Annotated in this window: 17 protein-coding genes and 4 tRNA genes; 17 read left to right on the forward strand and 4 right to left on the reverse strand. The window is 65.1% G+C overall.

Annotated features, from left to right (window positions below; translation table 11 throughout):
• The first annotated feature begins 13 nt into the window (after positions 1–13).
• The 9 genes from gltX to IB232_RS03260 all read left to right on the forward strand — a co-directional run bounded on the left by gltX (position 14) and on the right by IB232_RS03260 (position 4,948).
• The gene (gene gltX / locus IB232_RS03220; RefSeq protein WP_192397113.1) at positions 14–1,498 is read left to right on the forward strand and encodes a glutamate--tRNA ligase; all 1,485 of its coding nucleotides are present in this window, start codon (positions 14–16) and stop codon (positions 1,496–1,498) included.
• A 153-nt stretch (positions 1,499–1,651) separates the two neighbouring features.
• Positions 1,652–1,727: transfer RNA gene (locus tag IB232_RS03225), tRNA-Ala, on the forward strand.
• Positions 1,728–1,774: 47 nt separating this feature from the next.
• A tRNA-Glu gene (locus IB232_RS03230) sits at positions 1,775–1,850 on the forward strand.
• A gap of 43 nt (positions 1,851–1,893) precedes the next feature.
• Positions 1,894–1,969, forward strand: a tRNA-Ala gene (locus IB232_RS03235).
• Positions 1,970–2,018: 49 nt separating this feature from the next.
• A tRNA-Glu gene (locus IB232_RS03240) sits at positions 2,019–2,094 on the forward strand.
• A 158-nt stretch (positions 2,095–2,252) separates the two neighbouring features.
• A complete protein-coding gene (locus tag IB232_RS03245) occupies positions 2,253–2,792 on the forward strand; it encodes a TetR/AcrR family transcriptional regulator (protein WP_192397114.1) in 540 nt (179 codons plus the stop codon).
• 42 nt (positions 2,793–2,834) lie between these two features.
• Positions 2,835–3,698: an alpha/beta fold hydrolase gene (locus IB232_RS03250; protein WP_192397115.1), complete on the forward strand. Its 864-nt coding sequence runs from the start codon at positions 2,835–2,837 to the stop codon at positions 3,696–3,698.
• A gap of 153 nt (positions 3,699–3,851) precedes the next feature.
• Positions 3,852–4,502 (forward strand): bifunctional 4-hydroxy-2-oxoglutarate aldolase/2-dehydro-3-deoxy-phosphogluconate aldolase, encoded by a 651-nt coding sequence (locus IB232_RS03255; protein WP_192397116.1) that lies wholly within the window; start codon positions 3,852–3,854, stop codon positions 4,500–4,502.
• Positions 4,499–4,948, forward strand: a complete 450-nt coding sequence (locus tag IB232_RS03260; RefSeq protein WP_192397117.1) for an acyl-CoA thioesterase — start codon at positions 4,499–4,501, stop codon at positions 4,946–4,948. The genes IB232_RS03255 and IB232_RS03260 overlap by 4 nt, the downstream gene beginning before the upstream one ends.
• On the opposite strand, the gene IB232_RS03265 is transcribed toward IB232_RS03260, so the two are convergent.
• Positions 4,945–5,340, reverse strand: a complete 396-nt coding sequence (locus IB232_RS03265; RefSeq protein WP_192397118.1) for a hypothetical protein — start codon at positions 5,338–5,340, stop codon at positions 4,945–4,947. The genes IB232_RS03260 and IB232_RS03265 overlap by 4 nt on opposite strands.
• A 94-nt stretch (positions 5,341–5,434) precedes the next feature.
• Between IB232_RS03265 and IB232_RS03270 the strand changes: the two genes are divergently transcribed.
• A complete protein-coding gene (locus IB232_RS03270) occupies positions 5,435–6,403 on the forward strand; it encodes a tRNA dihydrouridine synthase (RefSeq protein WP_192397119.1) in 969 nt (322 codons plus the stop codon).
• On the opposite strand, the gene IB232_RS03275 is transcribed toward IB232_RS03270, so the two are convergent.
• The gene (locus tag IB232_RS03275) at positions 6,400–7,146 is read right to left on the reverse strand and encodes an SDR family oxidoreductase (RefSeq protein ID WP_192397120.1); all 747 of its coding nucleotides are present in this window, start codon (positions 7,144–7,146) and stop codon (positions 6,400–6,402) included. The genes IB232_RS03270 and IB232_RS03275 overlap by 4 nt on opposite strands.
• Positions 7,147–7,257: 111 nt before the next feature.
• Here IB232_RS03275 and IB232_RS03280 point away from each other — a divergent pair, with 111 nt between their 5' ends.
• A complete protein-coding gene (locus IB232_RS03280) occupies positions 7,258–7,707 on the forward strand; it encodes an Hsp20 family protein (protein ID WP_192397121.1) in 450 nt (149 codons plus the stop codon).
• A gap of 194 nt (positions 7,708–7,901) precedes the next feature.
• On the opposite strand, the gene IB232_RS03285 is transcribed toward IB232_RS03280, so the two are convergent.
• A complete protein-coding gene (locus tag IB232_RS03285; protein WP_192397122.1) occupies positions 7,902–10,814 on the reverse strand; it encodes a bifunctional diguanylate cyclase/phosphodiesterase in 2,913 nt (970 codons plus the stop codon).
• 116 nt (positions 10,815–10,930) lie between these two features.
• On the reverse strand, positions 10,931–11,809 hold the full coding sequence (locus tag IB232_RS03290) for a LysR family transcriptional regulator (protein ID WP_192397123.1): 879 nt from the start codon (positions 11,807–11,809) through the stop codon (positions 10,931–10,933).
• Between the two features lie 174 nt (positions 11,810–11,983).
• Here IB232_RS03290 and leuC point away from each other — a divergent pair, with 174 nt between their 5' ends.
• The 6 genes from leuC (at position 11,984) to IB232_RS03320 (ending at position 20,450) form a co-directional block, all read left to right on the forward strand.
• Positions 11,984–13,411: a 3-isopropylmalate dehydratase large subunit gene (gene leuC / locus IB232_RS03295; protein WP_192397124.1), complete on the forward strand. Its 1,428-nt coding sequence runs from the start codon at positions 11,984–11,986 to the stop codon at positions 13,409–13,411.
• Between the two features lie 11 nt (positions 13,412–13,422).
• Positions 13,423–14,070 (forward strand): 3-isopropylmalate dehydratase small subunit, encoded by a 648-nt coding sequence (leuD, locus tag IB232_RS03300; protein WP_192397125.1) that lies wholly within the window; start codon positions 13,423–13,425, stop codon positions 14,068–14,070.
• A 13-nt stretch (positions 14,071–14,083) separates the two neighbouring features.
• Complete coding sequence (gene leuB, locus IB232_RS03305; RefSeq protein ID WP_192397126.1) at positions 14,084–15,166, forward strand: 3-isopropylmalate dehydrogenase; 1,083 nt, start codon at positions 14,084–14,086, stop codon at positions 15,164–15,166.
• 56 nt (positions 15,167–15,222) lie between these two features.
• Positions 15,223–16,335 carry an aspartate-semialdehyde dehydrogenase gene (gene asd, locus IB232_RS03310; protein ID WP_192397127.1) on the forward strand — a complete coding sequence of 371 codons (1,113 nt, stop codon included), beginning with the start codon at positions 15,223–15,225 and terminating at the stop codon, positions 16,333–16,335.
• A 119-nt stretch (positions 16,336–16,454) separates the two neighbouring features.
• Positions 16,455–17,459: an aspartate-semialdehyde dehydrogenase gene (locus IB232_RS03315; RefSeq protein ID WP_192397128.1), complete on the forward strand. Its 1,005-nt coding sequence runs from the start codon at positions 16,455–16,457 to the stop codon at positions 17,457–17,459.
• A gap of 153 nt (positions 17,460–17,612) precedes the next feature.
• On the forward strand, positions 17,613–20,450 hold the full coding sequence (locus IB232_RS03320) for a FimV family protein (protein WP_192397129.1): 2,838 nt from the start codon (positions 17,613–17,615) through the stop codon (positions 20,448–20,450).
• Positions 20,451–20,452 lie beyond the last annotated feature (2 nt).

Raw genomic sequence — 20,452 nt, forward strand, 5'->3', positions numbered from 1 at the left:
CCCGAGACTTGTCATGACCAAAGTCCGCACCCGCATTGCGCCGTCGCCCACCGGTGACCCGCACGTCGGCACTGCCTATATCGCCCTGTTCAACCTGTGTTTCGCCCGCCAGCACGGCGGCGAGTTCATCCTGCGTATCGAAGACACCGATCAGGTGCGCTCGACCCGCGAGTCCGAACAGCAGATCTTCGACGCCCTGCGCTGGCTGGGCATCGAATGGAACGAGGGCCCGGACGTTGGCGGCCCGCACGGCCCTTATCGGCAGAGCGAGCGCGGCCACATCTATAAGAAGTACTCGGACGAACTGGTCAGCAAGGGCCACGCCTTCCCGTGCTTCTGCTCCGCCGAGCGCCTGGATCAGGTGCGCGCCGAGCAGATGGCGAAGAAGGAAACTCCGCGCTACGACGGCCACTGCATGCACCTCGCCCCGGCGGATGCGCAACAGCGCATCGCCGCCGGCGAGTCCCACGTGGTGCGCATGAAGGTGCCGAGCGAAGGTATCTGCGTGGTGCCGGACATGCTGCGCGGCGACGTGGAGATCCCCTGGGATCGCATGGACATGCAGGTGCTGATGAAGGCAGACGGCCTGCCCACCTACTTCCTGGCCAACGTGGTCGACGACCACCTGATGGAGATCTCCCACGTCCTGCGCGGCGAGGAGTGGCTGCCGTCGGCGCCGAAGCTGATCAAGCTGTACGAGTACTTCGGCTGGGAACAGCCCAAGCTCTGCTACATGCCGCTGCTGCGCAATCCGGACAAGTCCAAGCTGTCCAAGCGCAAGAACCCTACCTGCATCACCTTCTACGAGCGCATGGGCTTCATGCCCGAGGCGCTGCTCAACTACCTGGGGCGCATGGGCTGGTCGATGCCGGATGAGCGCGAGAAGTTCTCCCTGGCCGAGATGATCGAGCACTTTGACCTGTCGCGTATTTCCCTCGGCGGGCCGATCTTCGATATCGAGAAGCTGTCCTGGCTCAATGGCCAGTGGCTGCGCGAGCTGCCGGTGGAGCAGTTCGCCAAGCGCGTGCAGGATTGGGCCTTCAATTCCCAGTACCTGATGCAGATCGCCCCGCACGTGCAGCAGCGTGTCGAGACCTTCAGCGACATCGCGCCGCTCTCCAGCTTCTTCTTCAGCGGCGGCGTGCAGTTGGATCCTGCGCTGCTGGCGCACAAGAAGCTGACTCCGGACCAGGTGCGCCGGGCCCTGCAGCTGCTGCTGTGGGAGCTGGAGGCCCTGCGCCAATGGGACAAGGAGAAGATCACCGCTTGCATCCAGTTCGTCTGTGAGGGCCTTGGCCTCAAGCTGCGCGACCTGATGCCGCTGATCTTCCCGGCCATCACCGGCAAGGCCAGCTCGGTCTCGGTGCTGGACGCCATGGAGATTCTCGGTGCGGACCTGTCGCGCTTCCGCCTGCGCCAGGCCATCGAGCTGCTCGGTGGCGTCAGCAATGGCGAGACCAAGGAATGGAAGAAGCTGCTGGAAGGTTTCCGCGGCTGAGCGAGGCTGCCGGCCATCGCCTCGAAGGAGGAGGGTGGCTCGCCGGCTTCTCGGGTAAGTGATTGTTCTGCCTTCTGAATTTTTTCAGCTTCGGCGAAAAAGTGTGTTGACAGGCAATGGCCTCGCCCCTAATATGCGCCCCGTCCAAGCGACGGGGCTATAGCTCAGCTGGGAGAGCGCTTGCATGGCATGCAAGAGGTCGACGGTTCGATCCCGTCTAGCTCCACCAAATTGCCACCGAACGAATTCCAGCGCGTTCGAGTGAATGAAGGTTTCGTCCCCTTCGTCTAGTGGCCTAGGACACCGCCCTTTCACGGCGGTAACAGGGGTTCGAGTCCCCTAGGGGACGCCACTTTTCGCAGTGCCTGCACTGCACGTCGAGAGACGCAAAATCCGGGGCTATAGCTCAGCTGGGAGAGCGCTTGCATGGCATGCAAGAGGTCGACGGTTCGATCCCGTCTAGCTCCACCAAATCACTGACAGGGCCAGCCTAGTGCTGGCCTTGTTCTTCGAAGGTTCTGTCCCCTTCGTCTAGTGGCCTAGGACACCGCCCTTTCACGGCGGTAACAGGGGTTCGAGTCCCCTAGGGGACGCCACTTTCTTTCCGCGTTTTGCGGACTTCAAGGGTCATTCTTCGGAATGGCCCTTTTGTTTTTTCAGCCTCCCGAAAAGTCACCGACGAGCGGTGTAATTGCCTGCTTGCAGTTTCTTATTACGTGCATAATATTAAATACATAATCTTATGGAGGCTGCCATGAGCGACAAGAAGAGCAGAACCCGCGAACGCATTCTCGATGCCGCCACTAACGCTCTCATCCAGCGTGGCCCTATCGAGCCCAGTGTGGGTGAGGTGATGGGGGCCGCCGGGCTGACCGTCGGCGGCTTCTACGCGCACTTCGAGAGCAAGGATGCGCTGATGCTGGAGGCCTTCAGCCAGTTGCTGGCGCGTCGCCGGGAGCGGCTCAAGCAACTCGACGACAGCCTTTCCGCCCAGGACCGCCGCGTGCTGGCCGCGGCCTTCTATCTGTCGCGCAAGCACCGCGATGCCGAAGTCGATTCCTGCCCGTTGCCCAGCTCGCTGGGCGAGCTCAGCCGCCTGCCGGAGCCGTTTCGCCGCGTGCTGGTCGAGCATACCGAGCTGATGGTCGCCGAGCTGGCCGGCAGTCCCGAGGACGCCGACAAGGCTTTGGCCGACATGGCGCTGATGGTCGGCGGCCTGGCGCTGGCTCGTGCCCTTGGCGACGGCGAGCTGTCCGACCGAGTTCTGCGCGCCGCCAAGTCGGCGGTGATCTGAAAACGTGCCCGCCTGCGGGCTTTTTGTGTGAGGAGAAGCGAGATGAGCAGCATGAGCTGGATTCGTGGTTTCAACGCCACTGTTGGTCGCCTGGCCCCTGATCTGGTGGCCAGCAAGATGCATCGGGCCTTCCTCACGCCGCGCGACCTGCCGCCGCGCGACTGGGAGTTGCCGTTGCTCGCCGAGGCCGAGCGCATCACCCTGCGCTTCGGCCTGTCCGCCCTGCGTTGGGGGCAAGGTCCTGCGGTATTGCTGCTGCATGGCTGGGAAGGCCGGCCGACCCAGTTCGCCGACCTGATCCGTGCGCTGGTGCGCGCAGGTTACGGCGTGGTGGCGCTGGACGGGCCGGCCCACGGCCATTCCCCGGGTCATGAGGCCAACGTCGTGCTGTTCGCTCGTGCGCTGCTGGAGGCCTCCAGCGAGCTGCCGCCACTGAAGGCGGTAATCGGCCACTCCCTCGGCGGGGCCGGCGCGCTGCTGGCGACCCAGCTGGGCCTGCGTACCGAGGCGCTGGTCACCATCGCCGCGCCGGCGCGCATCCTCGGCGCTTTGCGCCGCTTCGCCCATTTCGTCGGCCTGCCCAAGCAGGCGCGGGCGCGTTTCGTACGCATGGTCGAGGAGAGCGCAGGGATGCCGGCGGCGCAGCTCGACGTGGCGCGCTATCGCCTGGATTTCCCCGGCCTGGTGGTGCACGCCAAGGGCGATCCGATGGTGCCTTTCGCCGAGGCGGAGAACATTCATGCGGCCTGGGCGGAGAGTCGGCTGTTGGCCCTGGAGACAGGTGGCCACAGCAAGTCGCTGGCCGATCCGCGGTTGATCGAGGCGGTGCTGGAACTGCTCGGCAATGCCGGTTTGAATGCCGCCGCCGAGCGCCGTGTATTCGGCGCAACGGCGCTGGCCTCCTGAGTCGGCAAGAAACGCAACCCGCTACGGGCCGCTCTAAAACGTTACACTCCCTCCCATGTTCTCGGCGGACCGGAGTTGTGCTCCGGTCCGGCCCGGCGCCGTCATAGCAGCCTATGCCGATCGGTGTCGGAATCTCGATGAGGGGGAAATGACATGAGCCTGACAATGGAAGCGGTGCTGCAGCGGGCGCGCCCTGTGCTGCCGGTGCTGGTGATCGAGGATTGCGAGCTGGCGGTGGATATGGCGCGCGCGCTGCACGCCGGCGGCATCAGCGTGCTCGAGGTGACGCTGCGCACGCCGCGCGCGCTGGACGCTCTGTCGGCGATCCGCCAGGCGCTACCGGAGCTGCTGGTGGGCGCCGGCACGGTGATCCACGCCGAGCAGTTCCAGGAGGCCCGCGATGCCGGCGCCCAGTTCACCGTAAGCCCGGGCTGCACGGAGCGTCTGGCCGCTGCCGCGGAAGACTCCGGCCTGCCGTACCTGCCGGCGGTGATGACGCCCTCGGAAGTGCTGCTGGCGCTGGAATATGGTTACCGCTCGCTCAAGCTGTTCCCGGCCAACGGCAACACCAGCGTCAAGATGCTCAAGAGTTTCAAGGGGCCGTTCACCGGCATTCGCTTCTGCCCGACTGGTGGCATCACCGCGGACAATCTGCTGAGCTTCCTGCGCCTGCCCAACGTGGCCTGCGTCGGCGGCACCTGGATTGCCCCGGACAACCTGATCCGCGCCCGCGCCTGGGATCAGATCACTCAGCTGGCCAGCGAGGCCTGCGACCTGGCGGCCAGTCTGGAGGTCAAATCGTGAGTTGGGATCTGCCGCAGCCGTTCGTGATCGACCTGCAAGTCACCGCCGAGGATATCGACGGTCTGGGCCACGCCAACAACGCGGTCTATGTCAGCTGGCTGGAGCGCTGCGCCTGGCGCCATTCGCAACACCTGGGCCTGGACCTGGCCGAGTACCGCCGCATGGATCGGGCCATGGCTGTGCTGCGGCATGAGATCGACTATCTGGCCAGCGCCTACGAGGGCGAGGAGCTGCAGATGGCCACCTGGATCGTCGAGTCCGACCACAAGCTGAAGATGACCCGGCGCTTCCAGCTGTGGCGCCCGGTCGATGCCTGCAGCCTGCTGCGCGCGCAGACCACCTTCGTCTGCATCGAGCTGTCCAGCGGCAAGCCCAAGCGCATGCCGCCGGAGTTCGTCGAAGGCTACGGCCAGGCGCTGTTGGAGCCCTATCCGCTGCAGCTCTAGTTGAGCAAGGGCGCGAGGAATACCTGCCCCGGCTCGACCATGACCGCGAATTGCCGGGTCTCGCCCGAGCCGAGCAGTATCGATTGTTCTGAGTCAGGCCCGCGACCGCCGCAGTAGCCGGCCGAGGAAATGGCCACCGCCACACTGAGTTGCCCGCTGGGCAGATCGAGGCTGGTGCGCTCGCCCGGTCCCAGTTTTGCCACCACCTGCTGATTGACGTACAGCTCCACGTCGCAGGCGTTCGGCGCGTTGTTGTCGCGGCTGAAGATCAGCCGTCCCGGGCCGCCGGGCGCAGGGTCAGGCGGCACGACCTGCACCCCGCGCGGCAGGGTTTCGGCGGCCTGGGCCAGGCCGCAGGCCAGGCAGAAGGCGATGAGCGAGCGCAGTAGCATTGATGATTCTCCCTTTGGTCCGCTGCAGTGTGCACCATCTTGCGCCTTGCCGGCGTCGCCTTAAACTGTGCGCCCCGTTTTCCCGGACTTACCCATGCAAATCGCCTTGGCTCCCATGGAGGGGCTGGTCGACGAGATCCTGCGCGATGTGCTGACCCGAGTCGGCGGCATCGACTGGTGCGTCACCGAGTTCATTCGCGTCTGCGACCGCCTGCTGCCCGAGAGCGCCTACCACAAGCTGGCTCCGGAGCTGGCGGACGGCGCGCGCACGCGAGCCGGCACGCCGATGCGCGTGCAGCTGCTCGGCTCCGATCCGGCCTGCCTGGCGGACAATGCGGCCTTCGCCTGCAGCCTGGGCGCGCCGGTGATCGACCTCAACTTCGGTTGCCCGGCCAAGACGGTGAACAAGTCGCGCGGCGGCGCCGTGCTGCTCAAGGAGCCTGAGCTGCTGCACGCCATCCTGCGCGAGGTGCGCCGTGCGGTGCCGGCACAGATTCCGGTGACTGCCAAGATGCGCCTGGGCTTCGACAGCCCGGATGGTGCCTTGGATTGTGCGCGGGCCCTGGTCGAGGGTGGTGCGGACCAGTTGGTGGTGCACGCGCGGACCAAGGTCGATGGCTACAAGCCGCCGGCGCATTGGGAGTGGGTGGCGCGGGTGCAGGACGTGGTCAAGGTGCCGGTGTACGCCAATGGCGAAATCTGGACGGTCGAGGACTGGCAGCGTTGCCGCGAGGTCAGCGGCGCCGAGGACATCATGCTCGGCCGCGGCCTGGTCTCGCGCCCCGACCTGGCCCGGCAGATCGCCGCCGCTCGTGCCGGCCAGGAGGCCGTGCCGATGAGCTGGGACGAGCTGCTGCCGCTGCTGCAGGACTTCTGGCTGCAGGCCCGGCGCAAGCTGGCGCCGCGCTACGCGCCAGGGCGCCTCAAGCAGTGGCTGGCGATGCTCACCCGCAGCTACCCGGAGGCGGTGGCGCTGTTCGCCGTGGTGCGCCGTGAGAATGACTGCGAGCGCATCGACCAACTGCTCGGTGCTCCCGAGGCGGCCCTGGCGGAAAGTGCCTAGCGCCCGCCGCTGACATCGATAAAGGTCCCGGTGCAGTAGGACGATTGCTCAGACGCTAGCCACAGAATCGCCTCCGCCACTTCCAGAGCTTCGCCGCCGCGCTGCAGGGGCACGCTGCCCTTCAAGCGCTCGATACGCCCCGGCTCGCCACCGGCGGCGTGGATGTCCGTAGCGATCAGCCCTGGCCGCACCGCATTGACGCGAATGCCTTCGCCGGCCACCTCGCGGGCCAGGCCGATGGTCAGGCTGTCCACCGCGCCCTTGGCCGCCGCGTAGTCGATGTATTCGTTGGGCGAGCCGAGGCGGGCGGCCATGGACGAGACGTTGACGATGGTGCCGCCGTCGCCGCCATGCCGGCTGGACATGCGCTTGACCGCCTCGCGGCAGCACAGGAAGGCGCCGATCACATTGGTGGCCAGCACGCGCTGCCAGCGCGCCACGTCCATCTGCTCCAGGCGCATCTGTGCTTCCAGTATGCCGGCGTTGTTGATCAGCGCATCCAGGCGGCCGTAGTGCTCGTCCAGCTCGGCGAATAGGCGCAGCACGTCCGCTTCCTCTGCAATATCGGCCTGCACCGTGTGCGCCACGCCGCCGTGGGCGGTGATCTCGCGGGCCAGCGCCGCGGCTTCGTCCGCCCTGCTGCGGTAGTTGAGCTGCAGATGGTAGCCGCGCTGCGCCGCCAGGCGTGCGGTGGCGGCGCCAATGCCACGGCTGGCACCGCTGATCAGCATGACTTTGTGCATGACAAATTCTCCCCTTGAAATCGAAAACGGGGCTCCCATCTATGGCTTGCGGGATGCCGAAGTCGGGTCCTGCGATGAGACAACACTTGCTGATTATTCAGGAGACGCAACATGAGCAACGTACTTTCCCTGGCCCCTCTGTTCCGCCAGTCCATCGGTTTCGACCGTTTCAACGATCTGTTCGAGTCGGCGCTGCGCAGCAGCGAGAACGGCAGTTCCTACCCGCCCTACAACGTCGAGAAGCATGGCGACGACCAGTACCGCATCGTAGTCGCGGCCGCCGGCTTCCGTGAAGACGACCTCGAGCTGCAGGTCGAGCGCGGTGTGCTGACCGTCACCGGCGGCAAGCGCGAACGCGCCGCTGAAAACGTCAGCTTCCTGCACCAGGGCATCGCCCAACGCGGCTTCAAGCTGTCGTTCCGCCTGGCCGACCATATCGAGGTCAAGGCGGCGGGGCTGGCCCACGGCCTGCTGAACATCGACCTGGTACGTATCGTGCCTGAAGAGGCCAAGGCCAAGCGCATCCCCATCGGTGGCGAGAAGCCGGCGCTGGAGGGCTGATCGGTCGGTAGAGGAAAAGAGAAGGGCACCTGCGGGTGCCCTTCTTCATTTCAGAATCTGCTCACGATCTTGCGAGCTAGAGAAAACAAGGCAAGAGCAGCTGAGGAAGCGCAGTTTACGAGTGGTAAATGAGCATTCCGAAGCTGCTTTTAACGCAGCTTTTTTCCGACGCGCAGCAGGTTGTGGGCAGGTTCTTAGGCGCGGCGGCTGGCCAGCAGCAGATCGTGGAACTCCAGCAGCGGCACCGGCTTGCTGAACAGGTAGCCCTGGTACTGATGGCAGCCCTGCTGCAGGAGGAACTCCAGCTGCTCGGGTTGTTCCACGCCTTCGGCGATCACCGCCAGGTTGAGGCTGCGGGCCATGGCGACTATGGCGCGGATGATCTCGGCGTCGTTGGGGTCGGTGGTGGCGTCGCGCACGAACGACTGGTCGATCTTCAACACATCCACCGGTAGCCGCTTGAGATAGGTCAGTGAGCTGTAGCCGGTGCCGAAGTCGTCCATGGCGAAGCTGATGCCGAGCTTCTTCAGGCGATGCATCTTGGCGATGGTGTCGTCCAGGTTGTGGATGACGATGCCTTCGGTGATCTCCAGCTTGAGCATGCTGGCCGGCAGCTGGCTCTGTTCCAGGCAACGCTCCACACGCTCGACGAAGTCGTTCTGGCGGAATTGCCGTGGGCTGATGTTGACGCACAGCTGGAAGGCTTCGCGGCGCACCAGGCCGTCGCGCATCAGGCGTGCACCGGCATGGCAGGCTTCGCTGAGTACCCAGGCGCCGGCTTCGAGGATCAGCCCGCTTTCTTCCAGTACCTGGATGAACTGCGCCGGCGACTGCGGGCCGAGGGTCGGGTGGCTCCAGCGCAGCAGGGCTTCGCTGCCGATCACGCTGCCATCGCGGGCATCGACCTGGGGCTGGAAGTACAGCTCGAACTCGCCCCGGGCCAGGGCCATGCGCAGGTCGCTCTCCAGGCGCAGGCGCTCGCTGGCGGCTTCCTGCATGGCCTTGCGGAACAGCTGGATGGTGTTGCGGCCGGAGTCTTTGGCCCGGTATAGGGCGATATCGGCGCGCTTGAGCAGATCGGTAGGGTTGTCGCCGTGGTCCGGCACCAGGGCGATGCCGATGCTGGGTGTCACCTGCAGGCGGTGGCCGTCCAGCAGCATCGGCTCGGCCAGCAGGCCGCGCAGCTTCTCCGCCACCTGGCGGACCTGGCGGGTGACCTCGGAGCGGGCGCCTTCCAAGCCGGAAATCAGCACCACGAACTCGTCGCCGCCCAGGCGTGCCACCGTGTCCTCCAGGCGCACGCTGGCTTCCAGGCGCGCGGTGACCATCTTCAGCACGGCGTCGCCGACCGGGTGGCCGAGCGAGTCGTTGATGTGCTTGAAGTGGTCCAGATCGAGGAACAGCAGGGCGCCGTGCAGGTTGTGGCGCTTGAGCAGGGCGATCTGCTGGGTCAGTCGGTCCATCAGCAGCGCGCGGTTGGGCAGGTTGGTCAGCGGGTCGTGGTAGGCCAGGTGGCGCACCTGAGCCTGGGCCTCTTTCAGCTCGCTGATATCGCGGGCGTTGAGCAGTAGACACGGCGTGTTGTTCAGTTCGATCGGCTCGACAGAGACCTCGACCAGGCGAATGCTGCCGTCGCGGTGCTGGCCGTGCATTTCCAGATGATAGGCGCGGCCTTCCTTGAGGATGGTCTCGACCATCCGCGTACGCTCTTCCGGGTAGGCCCAGACGTTCAGGTCCTTCGAGCTGCGGCCTATGACTTCTTCCGGGCGGTAGCCGGTGAGACGGCAGAAGCCTTCATTGACTTCGATATAGCGGCCGCTATCGCGCTCGGTGATGGTGATGGCGTCGGGGCTGGAGTGGAACGCCTTGGCGAACTTCTCCTGGCTGGCCTTGAGCGCCGCCTCGGCGGCCTGACGCTCGGTGATGTCGCGGAAGGTGGTGGTGATGCACAGCTGGCGGTCGACGCGGATGAAGCGGCTGGAGATCACGCAGGCCAGCTCGCGGCCCTCCTTGGTGCGGTAGCGTGCCTCCTCGTTGCTCAGGCCCTGGCTGCGGTTGAGCTTGGCGAACAGCAGGTCGCGCTGGCTCTCGTCGACCCAGAAGCCCAGCTCCGGCGCGCTGCGTCCGACGATTTCCTTGGGCTGCCAGCCGAAGGTCTGGCTGAAGCTGGGGTTGACCTCGATGAACACGCCGTCGCGGATGCGGGTCACGCAGATCGGGTCGGGGCTGGCCTGGAACAGGGTGACGAACTTCTCCTCGGATGCGGCCAGGCGCTGCTCGCGCTGCACCCGCTCGGTGATATCCATGAGGATGCCGGCCATGCGCACTGGCGCGCCCTGGCTGTCGCGATAGAGTTTGGCGGTGCTCTCCAGGTAGCGCATGTCGCCGCTGTCCAGGCGGGTGCGGTAGGTCACCTGATAGTCGCGCTGCACGCCTTCCACCGCATCGCGGTAGGCCTTGCGCATGACCTTGCGGTCTTCCTCGGGTACATGCTGGAAGAAGCCGATGAATTCGCCGTGATAAGGCTCGGCGGGCAGGCCGTGCAGGCTGGCGGCGCGCTCGGAGCCGTAGAGCATGTCGCTGGGGATGTGCCAGTCCCAGGTGCCCAGGTTGGCCGACTCCAAGGCGAGGGTCAGGCGTTCCTGGCTGTCGCGCAGGGCCTGTTCCTGCTCCTGCTGTTCGGTGATTTCGCGGATGACGCCGAACACCCGCTTGCGTCCGTTGGCGTCCAGCTGTGGGCGGCCGCTGATCTCCAGCCAGTGCAGGCTGCCGTCGGGCCAGCGGATGCGGTGGCGCAGGGCATCCGGAATCGGCTTGCCGTCCAGCACCTGCTGGAACAGGCGCTGGACCATGGCACGGTCTTCCTCGGGGATCAGCTTGATGTAGTCGACCCGTTGCTCCAGCGGGTGATTGGGGTCCAGGCCGAACAGAGCCTGGGCGCCGCGCGACCAGTTGACCTTGCCGCTTTCTATATCCCAGTACCAGGCTCCCAGGTGCGCGCCGGTGAGGGCAGCGAGCAGGCGCGGGGCGTCCTGCCAGGTCTTCTCGAACTCGGCGGGGTCCAGGGCTGGGATGAAGGGGAAGGGCGGCAGCTTCGGTTTGGACATCGCATTTCTCGTCCGGCGCTCGGCACGACATGGCCGCCTGGTGGAAAGGGGCGTTGTAGAGGCATGCAAGCGTGTTTTCTTATCGTTATGCCGTCACGTTAGCCGTTGATCCGGCCTCAAGGCAAGCGACGCTGTTCGTCGAGCAGAGCCATAAAGGCTTTGGCCGCGTTGGAGAGGGTTCGTTCCTTATGCAGGATGTAGCCGAGCCGGCGCTGCAGCTGGATGCCCGGCAGCGGCAGGCGCACCACCTGGTCGTCGAGCATGGTGCGCGGCAGCACGCTCCAGGCCAGGCCGATGGAGACCATCATCTTGATCGTCTCCAGGTAGTTGGTGCTCATGCCGATATTGGGCGTCAGCCCCTGGGCGGCGAACAGGTTGTTGACGATGTGGTGGGTGAAGGTGTTGCCACCGGGGAATACCGCCGGGTGCAGCGCCACGTCGGCCAGGGTCACAGCGCCGTTGCGTGCCAGCGGGTGCTCGGGGGCGGCGACGAAATCCAGCGGGTCGTCCCACACCGGCACCGCGTGCACCGGCTCGCGGCTCTCCGGCGCCAGGGTGATCACCGCCAGCTCGGCGCGGCCGTGAAGAATCTCCTCGTAGGCCACCTCCGAGTCGAGGAACTGAATATCCAGCGCCACCTGCGAATAGCAGCGGGTAAAGGCGCGCAGCAGTGGCGGCAGGCGATGCAGGCCGATGTGGTGGCTGGTGGCCAGGGTCAGGCGGCCGCTGACTTCGCCGTTGAGGTTGGTCAGCGCGCGGCGCGTGTCGTCCAGCACGCCGAGGATCTGGTACGCGCGCGGCAGTAGGGCGCGGCCGGCCTCCGTCAGGTTCACCTCGCGGCCCAGGCGGTCGAACAGGCGTACGTCGAGTTGCTGTTCCAGGCCGGCGATGCGCTTGCTCACCGCCGGCTGGGTCAGGTGCAGGCGCTCGGCGGCCTCGGAAAAACTGCCGGTCTCGGCGATGGCGATAAAGGCATTGAGGTTGGCCAGGTCCACGGTTGCTCCGGCGGTGAGGAATTTCGCCGGTTATAACCCATTGCATTCCACTCAGGAATGATTCGAATAAAAAATATGAATTGGAGTTATTCGAGCCAAGTCCCTAGGATCGCCACATCAGCAGAAGGGTTATAAGCCCTCGCACCGCACATGACCTGATCGAGGACATAGCAGATGGCCGGCAAGACGCTCTACGACAAGCTCTGGGAAATGCACGAGGTGAAGCGCCGCGACGATGGTTCGTCGCTGATCTACATCGACCGCCACATCCTTCACGAAGTGACGTCGCCCCAGGCCTTCGAGGGCCTGCGTCTGGCCGGACGAAAGCCGTGGCGTATCGACGCCAATATCGCCACCCCGGACCACAACGTACCGACCACCCGCGCCGAACGCCAGGGCGGTCTCGAATCGATCGCCGACGAGGTGTCGCGCATCCAGGTGCAGACGCTGGACGAGAACTGCGACGACTTCGGCATCCTCGAATTCAAGATGAACGACGTGCGTCAGGGCATCGTCCACGTGGTCGGCCCGGAGCAGGGCGCCACCCTGCCGGGCATGACCGTGGTCTGCGGTGACTCGCACACCTCGACCCACGGCGCCTTCGGTGCTCTGGCCCATGGCATCGGCACCTCCGAGGTCGAGCACGTGCTCGCCACTCAATGCCTGGTGGCCAAGAAGATGAAGAACATGCAGGTGCGCGTTGAGGGCAAGTTGCCGCTGGGCGTTACCGCCAAGGACATCGTCCTCGCCGTCATCGGCAAGATCGGCACCGCCGGCGGCAACGGCCATGCCCTGGAATTCGCCGGCAGTGCCATCCGCGAGCTGTCGCTGGAAGGCCGCATGACCATCTGCAACATGTCCATCGAAGCCGGCGCCCGCGTGGGCATGGTGGCGGTGGACGAGAAGACCATCGACTACGTGCGCAACCGTCCGTTCGCGCCCAAGGGCAGCGACTGGGATGCCGCCGTGGCGCAGTGGAGTGATCTGGTGTCGGACGCCGACGCGCACTTCGACACCATCGTTGAGCTGCGTGCCGAGGACATCAAGCCGCAGGTCAGCTGGGGCACTTCGCCGGAAATGGTCCTGGCCGTCGACCAGAACGTGCCGGACCCGGCCGTCGAGGCCGACCCGGTCAAGCGCGACTCCATCGTTCGCGCCCTCAAGTACATGGGCCTGACCGCCAATCAGGCGATCACCGATATCCAGCTGGACCGCGTGTTCATCGGCTCCTGCACCAACTCGCGCATCGAAGACCTGCGCGCCGCCGCCGAAGTGGCCAAGGGCCGCAAGGTCGCCGCCACCGTCAAGCAGGCGCTGGTGGTGCCGGGCTCCGGCCTGGTCAAGGCGCAGGCCGAACAGGAAGGCCTGGACAAGATCTTCATCGAGGCCGGCTTCGAATGGCGCGAGCCCGGCTGCTCCATGTGCCTGGCAATGAACCCGGACAAGCTGGGCAGCGGCGAGCATTGCGCATCGACCTCCAACCGCAACTTCGAAGGCCGCCAGGGCGCCGGTGGACGTACCCACCTGGTCAGCCCGGCCATGGCCGCCGCTGCTGCGGTGACCGGCCGCTTTATCGATGTGCGCGAACTGATGCAGGCCTGAGGAGCTAGACGATGAAAGCCTTTACCCAGCACACTGGCCTGGTCTGCCCGCTCGATCGCGCCAACGTCGACACCGATCAGATCATTCCCAAGCAGTTCCTCAAGTCGATCAAGCGCAGCGGCTTCGGCCCCAACCTGTTCGACGAGTGGCGTTATTTGGACGTGGGTCAGCCCAACCAGGACAACTCCAAGCGCCCGCTGAACCAGGACTTCGTCCTCAACTTCCCGCGTTACCAGGGCGCCAGCGTGTTGCTGGCCCGCGAGAACTTCGGTTGCGGCTCCTCCCGCGAGCACGCGCCCTGGGCGCTGGAGGAGTACGGTTTCCGTACCATCATTGCGCCGAGCTACGCCGACATCTTCTTCAACAACAGCTTCAAGAACGGCCTGCTGCCGATCATCCTCAGCGACGCCGAAGTCGACGAGCTGTTTCAGCAGGCCGAGGCCACCGAGGGCTACCAGCTGACCGTGGACCTGGCGGCGCAGACTGTGACCCGTCCGGACGGCAAACAGTACAGCTTCGAGGTCGATGCCTTCCGCAAGCACTGCCTGCTCAACGGCCTGGACGACATCGGCCTGACCCTGCAGGACCAGGACGCGATCAAGGCCTTCGAAGCCAAACACCAGCAGAGCAGCCCTTGGCTGTTCGGCGCGATCAAGTGATTAAGGATTGAGCATGAGCAAGCAGATTCTGATTCTTCCCGGCGACGGTATCGGTCCGGAGATCATGGCCGAGGCGGTCAAGGTGCTGAACCTGGCCAACGACAAGTACGCCCTGGGCTTCGAGCTGTCGTTCGACGAACTGGGCGGCGCTGCCGTGGACAAGTACGGCGTGCCGCTGGCCGACGAGACCCTGGATCGCGCCCGTGCCGCCGATGCAGTGCTGCTCGGCGCCGTCGGCGGACCGAAGTGGGACAAGATCGACCCGGCCATCCGCCCCGAGCGCGGCCTGCTGAAGATACGCTCGCAGCTGGGGCTGTTCGGCAACCTGCGTCCGGCCATCCTCTACCCGCAACTGGCCGAGGCCTCCAGCCTCAAGCCGGAAGTGGTCGCGGGTCTGGACATCCTCATCGTCCGCGAACTCACCGGCGGCATCTATTTCGGCCAGCCGCGCGAGAGCAAGGTGCTGGAAAACGGCGAGCGCATGGCCTACGACACCCTGCCGTACAGCGAGAGCGAGATCCGCCGCATCGCCCGCGTCGGCTTCGACATGGCCCGTGTGCGCAACAAGAAGCTGTGCTCGGTGGACAAGGCCAACGTGCTTGCCTCCAGCCAGCTGTGGCGCGCCGTGTTCGAGGAAGTGGCCAAGGATTACCCGGATGTCGAGCTGAGCCACATGTACGTGGACAACGCCGCCATGCAACTGGTGCGCGCGCCCAAGCAGTTCGATGTGATGGTCACCGACAACATGTTCGGCGACATCCTGTCGGATGAGGCTTCCATGCTCACCGGTTCGATCGGCATGCTGCCGTCCGCCTCGCTGGACGCCAACAACAAGGGCATGTACGAGCCGTGCCACGGTTCGGCGCCGGATATCGCCGGCCAGGGCATCGCCAACCCGCTGGCGACCATCCTCTCGGTGTCGATGATGCTGCGTTACACCTTCAACCAGGCCGCTGCCGCCAACGCCATCGAGCTTGCCGTGAGCAAGGTGCTGGATCAGGGCCTGCGTACCGGCGACATCTGGTCCGAAGGCAAGACCCGCGTCGGTACGGCCGCCATGGGTGATGCAGTGGTCGAGGCCCTGCGCAGTCTGTAATCTTTCCAGCCCCGCCGGCACCTGTCGGCGGGCTGCTTATATAGGTGTGAGTCGTTATGAAACGTGTAGGTCTGATCGGTTGGCGCGGTATGGTCGGTTCCGTGCTCATGCAGCGTATGCTGGAAGAGCGTGACTTCGACCTGATCGAGCCGGTGTTCTTCACCACTTCCAATGTCGGCGGCCAGGGCCCGGCGATTGGCAAGGACGTCGCCCCGCTGAAGGACGCCTACAGCATCGACGAGCTGAAGAGCCTCGACGTGATCCTGACCTGCCAGGGCGGCGACTACACCAGCGAAGTCTTCCCTAAGCTGCGCGAAGCCGGCTGGAATGGCTATTGGATCGACGCGGCCTCCAGTCTGCGCATGGCCGATGACTCGGTGATCGTGCTGGACCCGGTCAACCGCAAGGTCATCGACCAGTCGCTGGACGCCGGCACCAAGAACTACATCGGCGGCAACTGCACCGTCAGCCTGATGCTGATGGCCCTGGGCGGCCTGTACGAGGCCGGTCTGGTCGAGTGGATGAGCGCCATGACCTACCAGGCGGCCTCCGGCGCAGGCGCGCAGAACATGCGCGAGCTGATCAAGCAGATGGGCGCGATCAACGCCTCCGTGGCCGACGATCTGGCCGACCCGGCCAGCGCCATCCTCGACATCGACCGCAAGGTCGCCGAGGCCATGCGCGGTGAGTCGTTCCCGGTGGACAACTTCGGCGTACCGCTGGCCGGCAGCCTGATCCCCTACATCGACAAGGAGCTGCCCAACGGTCAGAGCCGCGAAGAGTGGAAGGGCCAGGCGGAAACCAACAAAATCCTCGGTCGCTTCAAGAGCCCGATCCCGGTGGATGGCCTGTGCGTGCGCATCGGCGCCATGCGCTGCCACAGCCAGGCGCTGACCATCAAGCTGAACAAGGACGTGCCGATGGCCGACATCGAAGGCCTGATCAGCCAGCACAACCCCTGGGTCAAGCTGGTGCCGAATACCCGCGAGGCGAGCATCCGCGATCTCGGCCCGACCGCCGTCACCGGCACCCTGAGCGTACCGGTCGGCCGTCTGCGCAAGCTCAACATGGGCTCGCAATACCTCGGCGCCTTCACCGTCGGTGACCAGCTGCTGTGGGGCGCGGCCGAGCCGCTGCGCCGTATGCTGCGTATCCTGCTGGAGCGCTGATTCGTTAGTCAGTCAGCAAAAAAGGCCGGTGATTACCGGCCTTTTTTTGTTTCTGTGGTCAGTCTTTCGGGCGCAGCGTAGAGTGCCGCCCACCCGCGTCTCTGTCTCAAGGTATTCCGATGTCCAAGTCCCTCGCTATCGCCGTGATCGGCGCCACCGGCACCGTGGGTGAAACCCTGGTGCAGCTGCTGGAGGAGCGCGAATTCCCGGTCGCCGGCCTGCACCTGCTGGCCGGAAATGATTCCGTCGGTCAGGCCATGGCCTTCCGCGGCAAGAACCTGCGGGTGCGCGAGGTGGCTGACTTCGATTTCGCCCAGGTGCAGCTGGCCTTCTTTGCGGCAGGTGAGGACATCAGTCGCCAGTACGGCCCCAAGGCGCATGCCGCCGGCTGCTCGGTGATCGACCTGAGCGGCGGCTTGCCGCAGGCGCTGCCCCTGGTGCCGGAGGCCAATGCCGAGGCGCTGGCCGCGGCGAGCGCACCCTATCTGCTGGCCAGTCCGGCACCGGCTGCCACCGCCCTGGCTGCCGTACTGGCGCCGCTGCGTACCCGGCTCGGGTTGCGCAAGATCGTGATGAATGCGTTGTTATCCGTTTCCACCATTGGCCGCTCCGGTGTCAGCGAACTGGCCCGGCAGACCACCGAGTTGCTCAACATGCGTCCGCTGGAGCCGCAGGTGTTTGGTCGCCAGGTGGCGTTCAATGTGCTGGCGCAGCTCGGCGAAGTGGAAGAGGGCGGTCATGCGCGGCTGGAGCGCCGGATGGCCGACGAGTTGAAGTGGGTGCTGGCGATCGACGGGCTGAAAGTGGCTGTTACCTGCTGCGTGGCGCCGGTGTTCTTCGGCGACAGCCTGGCCGTCTGCCTGGAAACCGCAGCGCCGGTGGATGTGGCCGCAGTCGCTACGTTGCTAGAGCAGCAGGCCGGGATCGAAATGGTGGAGCAGGGCGATTATCCGACCGTGGTCGGAGATGCCGTGGGGCAGGACGAGCTCTATGTAGGGCGCCTGCGTGCTGGCTTGGACGATCCAACTGAGCTTAATTTGTGGATTGCGTCAGATAATGTGCGAAAAGGCTCGGCGCTCAATGCTGTGCAAATTGGTGAGTTGTTGATAAAACACTATCTGTAAAAGATACTTAGCCCCAAATTTGAAGAATTATTCTAGCTTGGCAATACTGTTTTGGTAGTTCGCTGACGGGGAGCCGCTTTCGGGCGGGCGCAGGCGGCGCACTTCAAATCCTCTCGTTCAACGAGAAAAAAAGATAAAACAAGGGATTACGCTATGGTTCGGGTTCGCAAACTGGTGCTGGCAATTGCGGCTGCTTCCGCGCTGACCTCGGGTACGGCACATGCACTGGGGCTGGGGGAAATCGACCTGCAGTCCTCGCTGAGCCAACCGCTGGTGGCGGAGATCGAGTTGCTCGAAGTGCGCGATCTGGCGCAGACCGAAGTAATCCCGACGCTCGCCTCGCCTGAAGAGTTCAACAAGGCGGGTGTTGATCGTCAGTACTTCCTGACCGATCTCAAGTTCACTCCGATCATCAAGCCCAACGGCAAGAGCGTGATTCGCATCACCTCGACCAAGCCGGTGCGCGAGCCCTATGTCAACTTCCTCGTCGAGGTGCTGTGGCCGAACGGCCGCCTGCTGCGCGAGTACACCCTGCTGCTGGATCCGCCGATGTACTCGCCGAGTCCGGTAGTCACTGCCGCGCCGCGCCTGCCGGTAGCCGCCGCTCCGGCGCCGCGTCCGCAGACCGTTGCACCGACACCGCGCCCGGTAACGCCGAGCGCCAGTACCCCGACCCGTCCGGCTGCTCCGGCCGCCACCCCGGCCACCGCCAAGATCGACGGCGACCAGTACAAGACCACTTCCAGCGATACCCTGTGGGAAATCGCCCAGCGCAGCCGCCAAAGCGGCTCCGTTCACCAGGCCATGCTGGCCATTCAGGATCTCAATCCGGGCGCCTTCGTCGACGGCAACATCAACCGCCTGAAGAGCGGTCAGGTGCTGCGCCTGCCGACCGACGCCCAGGTCAAGAGCCGCAGCCAGAGCGAGGCCATCGCCCAGGTTGGCGAGCAGAACACTGCCTGGCGTGAAGGCCGCAGCGTTGCTGCCAGCAGCTCCCGCCAGCTGGATGCCACCAAGCGCGACAGCGCCGGCGCCGCTCCGGCCAAGGCCGATGCCAAGGACAGCCTGAAACTGGTTGCCGCCGATAGTGGCAAGTCCACTGCCGGTAGCGACAAGGGCAAGGGCGACAGCAAGGCGCTCAGCGATCAACTGGCCGTGACCAAAGAAAGCCTCGACTCCAGCCGCCGCGAAAGCGCAGAGCTGCAGAGCCGCATGGCCGACCTGCAGAGCCAGCTGGACAAGGCGCAGCGCCTGCTCGAGCTGAAAGACAATCAATTGGCCAAACTGCAGGCCGATCTGGCTCAGCAGAACAAGGCTGCAGCGACTCCGGCTCAGCCGGTCGCCCCGACCGCTCCAGCTACCGCGACCAAGCCCGCGGAGAAACCGGTAGAGAAACCGGCCGCTCCGGCAGCGCCGACAGCGGAGACCACGCCGGCAACCGTGCCTCCGGTCGAGAAACCAGCGACTACCGACTTCAATTACGAGGAAGCTGCCCCAAAGACCGAGCCGGCTAAGCCGGCAGTCCAGGCGCCTGCCGCTCAGCCGGCCAAACCGGCTGTCGCTCCCGCGCCGGCTCAACCGGCCAAGCCCGCCCAGGCCGCCAAACCTGCCGCTCCGGTAGTCAAGGAGCCCGAGCCGCAAGGCATGGTTGATCAGTTGCTGGCCAACCCGATGCTGCTCGGTGCCGTCGGCGGTGGTGCGCTGCTGGTGCTGCTGGTCGGTCTGATGGTGCTGTCGCGCCGCAATGCCATGAAGGAGGCCGAGCTGCAGAACAGCCTGGCCGGCGATGACGGCAACGACGCCTTCGCCAATGACATGGATTTGCCGGATGACAGCTTCGCCGGTCTCGGTGACGCCTCTGGTGAAACCGTGGTGCGCGAGCAGGCCGAAGAGCGCGTGGCGCCGCAAACCGCCGACGCCCTGGGCGAAGCCGACATCTATATCGCCTACGGCAAGTTCACCCAGGCCGCAGAACTGCTGCACAACGCGATCAACGACGAGCCGCACCGCAGCGATCTGCGTCTGAAGCTGATGGAAGTCTATGCCGAGCTGGGCGATCGCGATGGTTTCGCCCGCCAAGAGCAGGAACTGCGCGAGATCGGCGGTTCTGCCGGTGCCGTCGATCAGCTGAAGGCCAAGTACCCGGCGATGGCCGTGGCCGCCTTCGCTGCCGGTGGTGCTGCTGTCGCGTCCGACGACCTGGATGCGTTCAGCCTGGACGACCTGACCCTGGACGAGCCGGTTGCTCAGCAACCCGCCGCCTCTTCCGACCTGGATGACTCTTTCGATCTGAGCCTGGATGATCTGGACGTCAATCTCGACGAGCCGCTCACGCCCGCCGCCCCGGTGGCCGAGACCACTCTGGACGATCTGGACCTGGACTCCGGTCTGGACTTCGATACTCCGGCCGCGCCGGCGAGCACCGCCAGCAGCGACATGGACTTCGATCTGGACCTGGGTGGCGAAAGCACCAGCGACAGTCTGTCCCTGAGTGATGATCTGGCCGATTTCAGCCTGGATCTGGAAGCCGACAGCAAGCCGAGCGCGACCGCGGCTGACGACGACTTCATGCTGAGCCTGGACGACGAGCCGATCGCCTCAAGCACTGCAGGCAGCGAAGTCGATCTGGACATGCCGGCCGATTTCGATCTGTCCCTCGCCGAAGAGACTCCCAGCACTCCGGCCGACGACAGCTTTGCCGCCCAGCTGGATGAAGTGTCCGCCGAGCTTGATCAGCTGAGCAGCGGCCTGGCTGACGAACTGCCGGCCTCCCTGCCGGAAGCTTCTTCTACTGCAGCAGGGCAGGACGTGGACGACGACTTCGACTTCCTCTCGGGTACCGATGAGACCGCCACCAAGCTAGACCTGGCGCGTGCCTACATCGACATGGGTGACAGTGAAGGTGCCCGCGACATCCTCGACGAAGTGATTGCCGAGGGTAGCGAAGGTCAGCAGCAGGAAGCTCGTGATCTGATCTCCAAACTGAGCTGATC

The organism is Pseudomonas sp. PDM15 (assembly GCF_014851565.1).
Taxonomy (GTDB): domain Bacteria; phylum Pseudomonadota; class Gammaproteobacteria; order Pseudomonadales; family Pseudomonadaceae; genus Aquipseudomonas.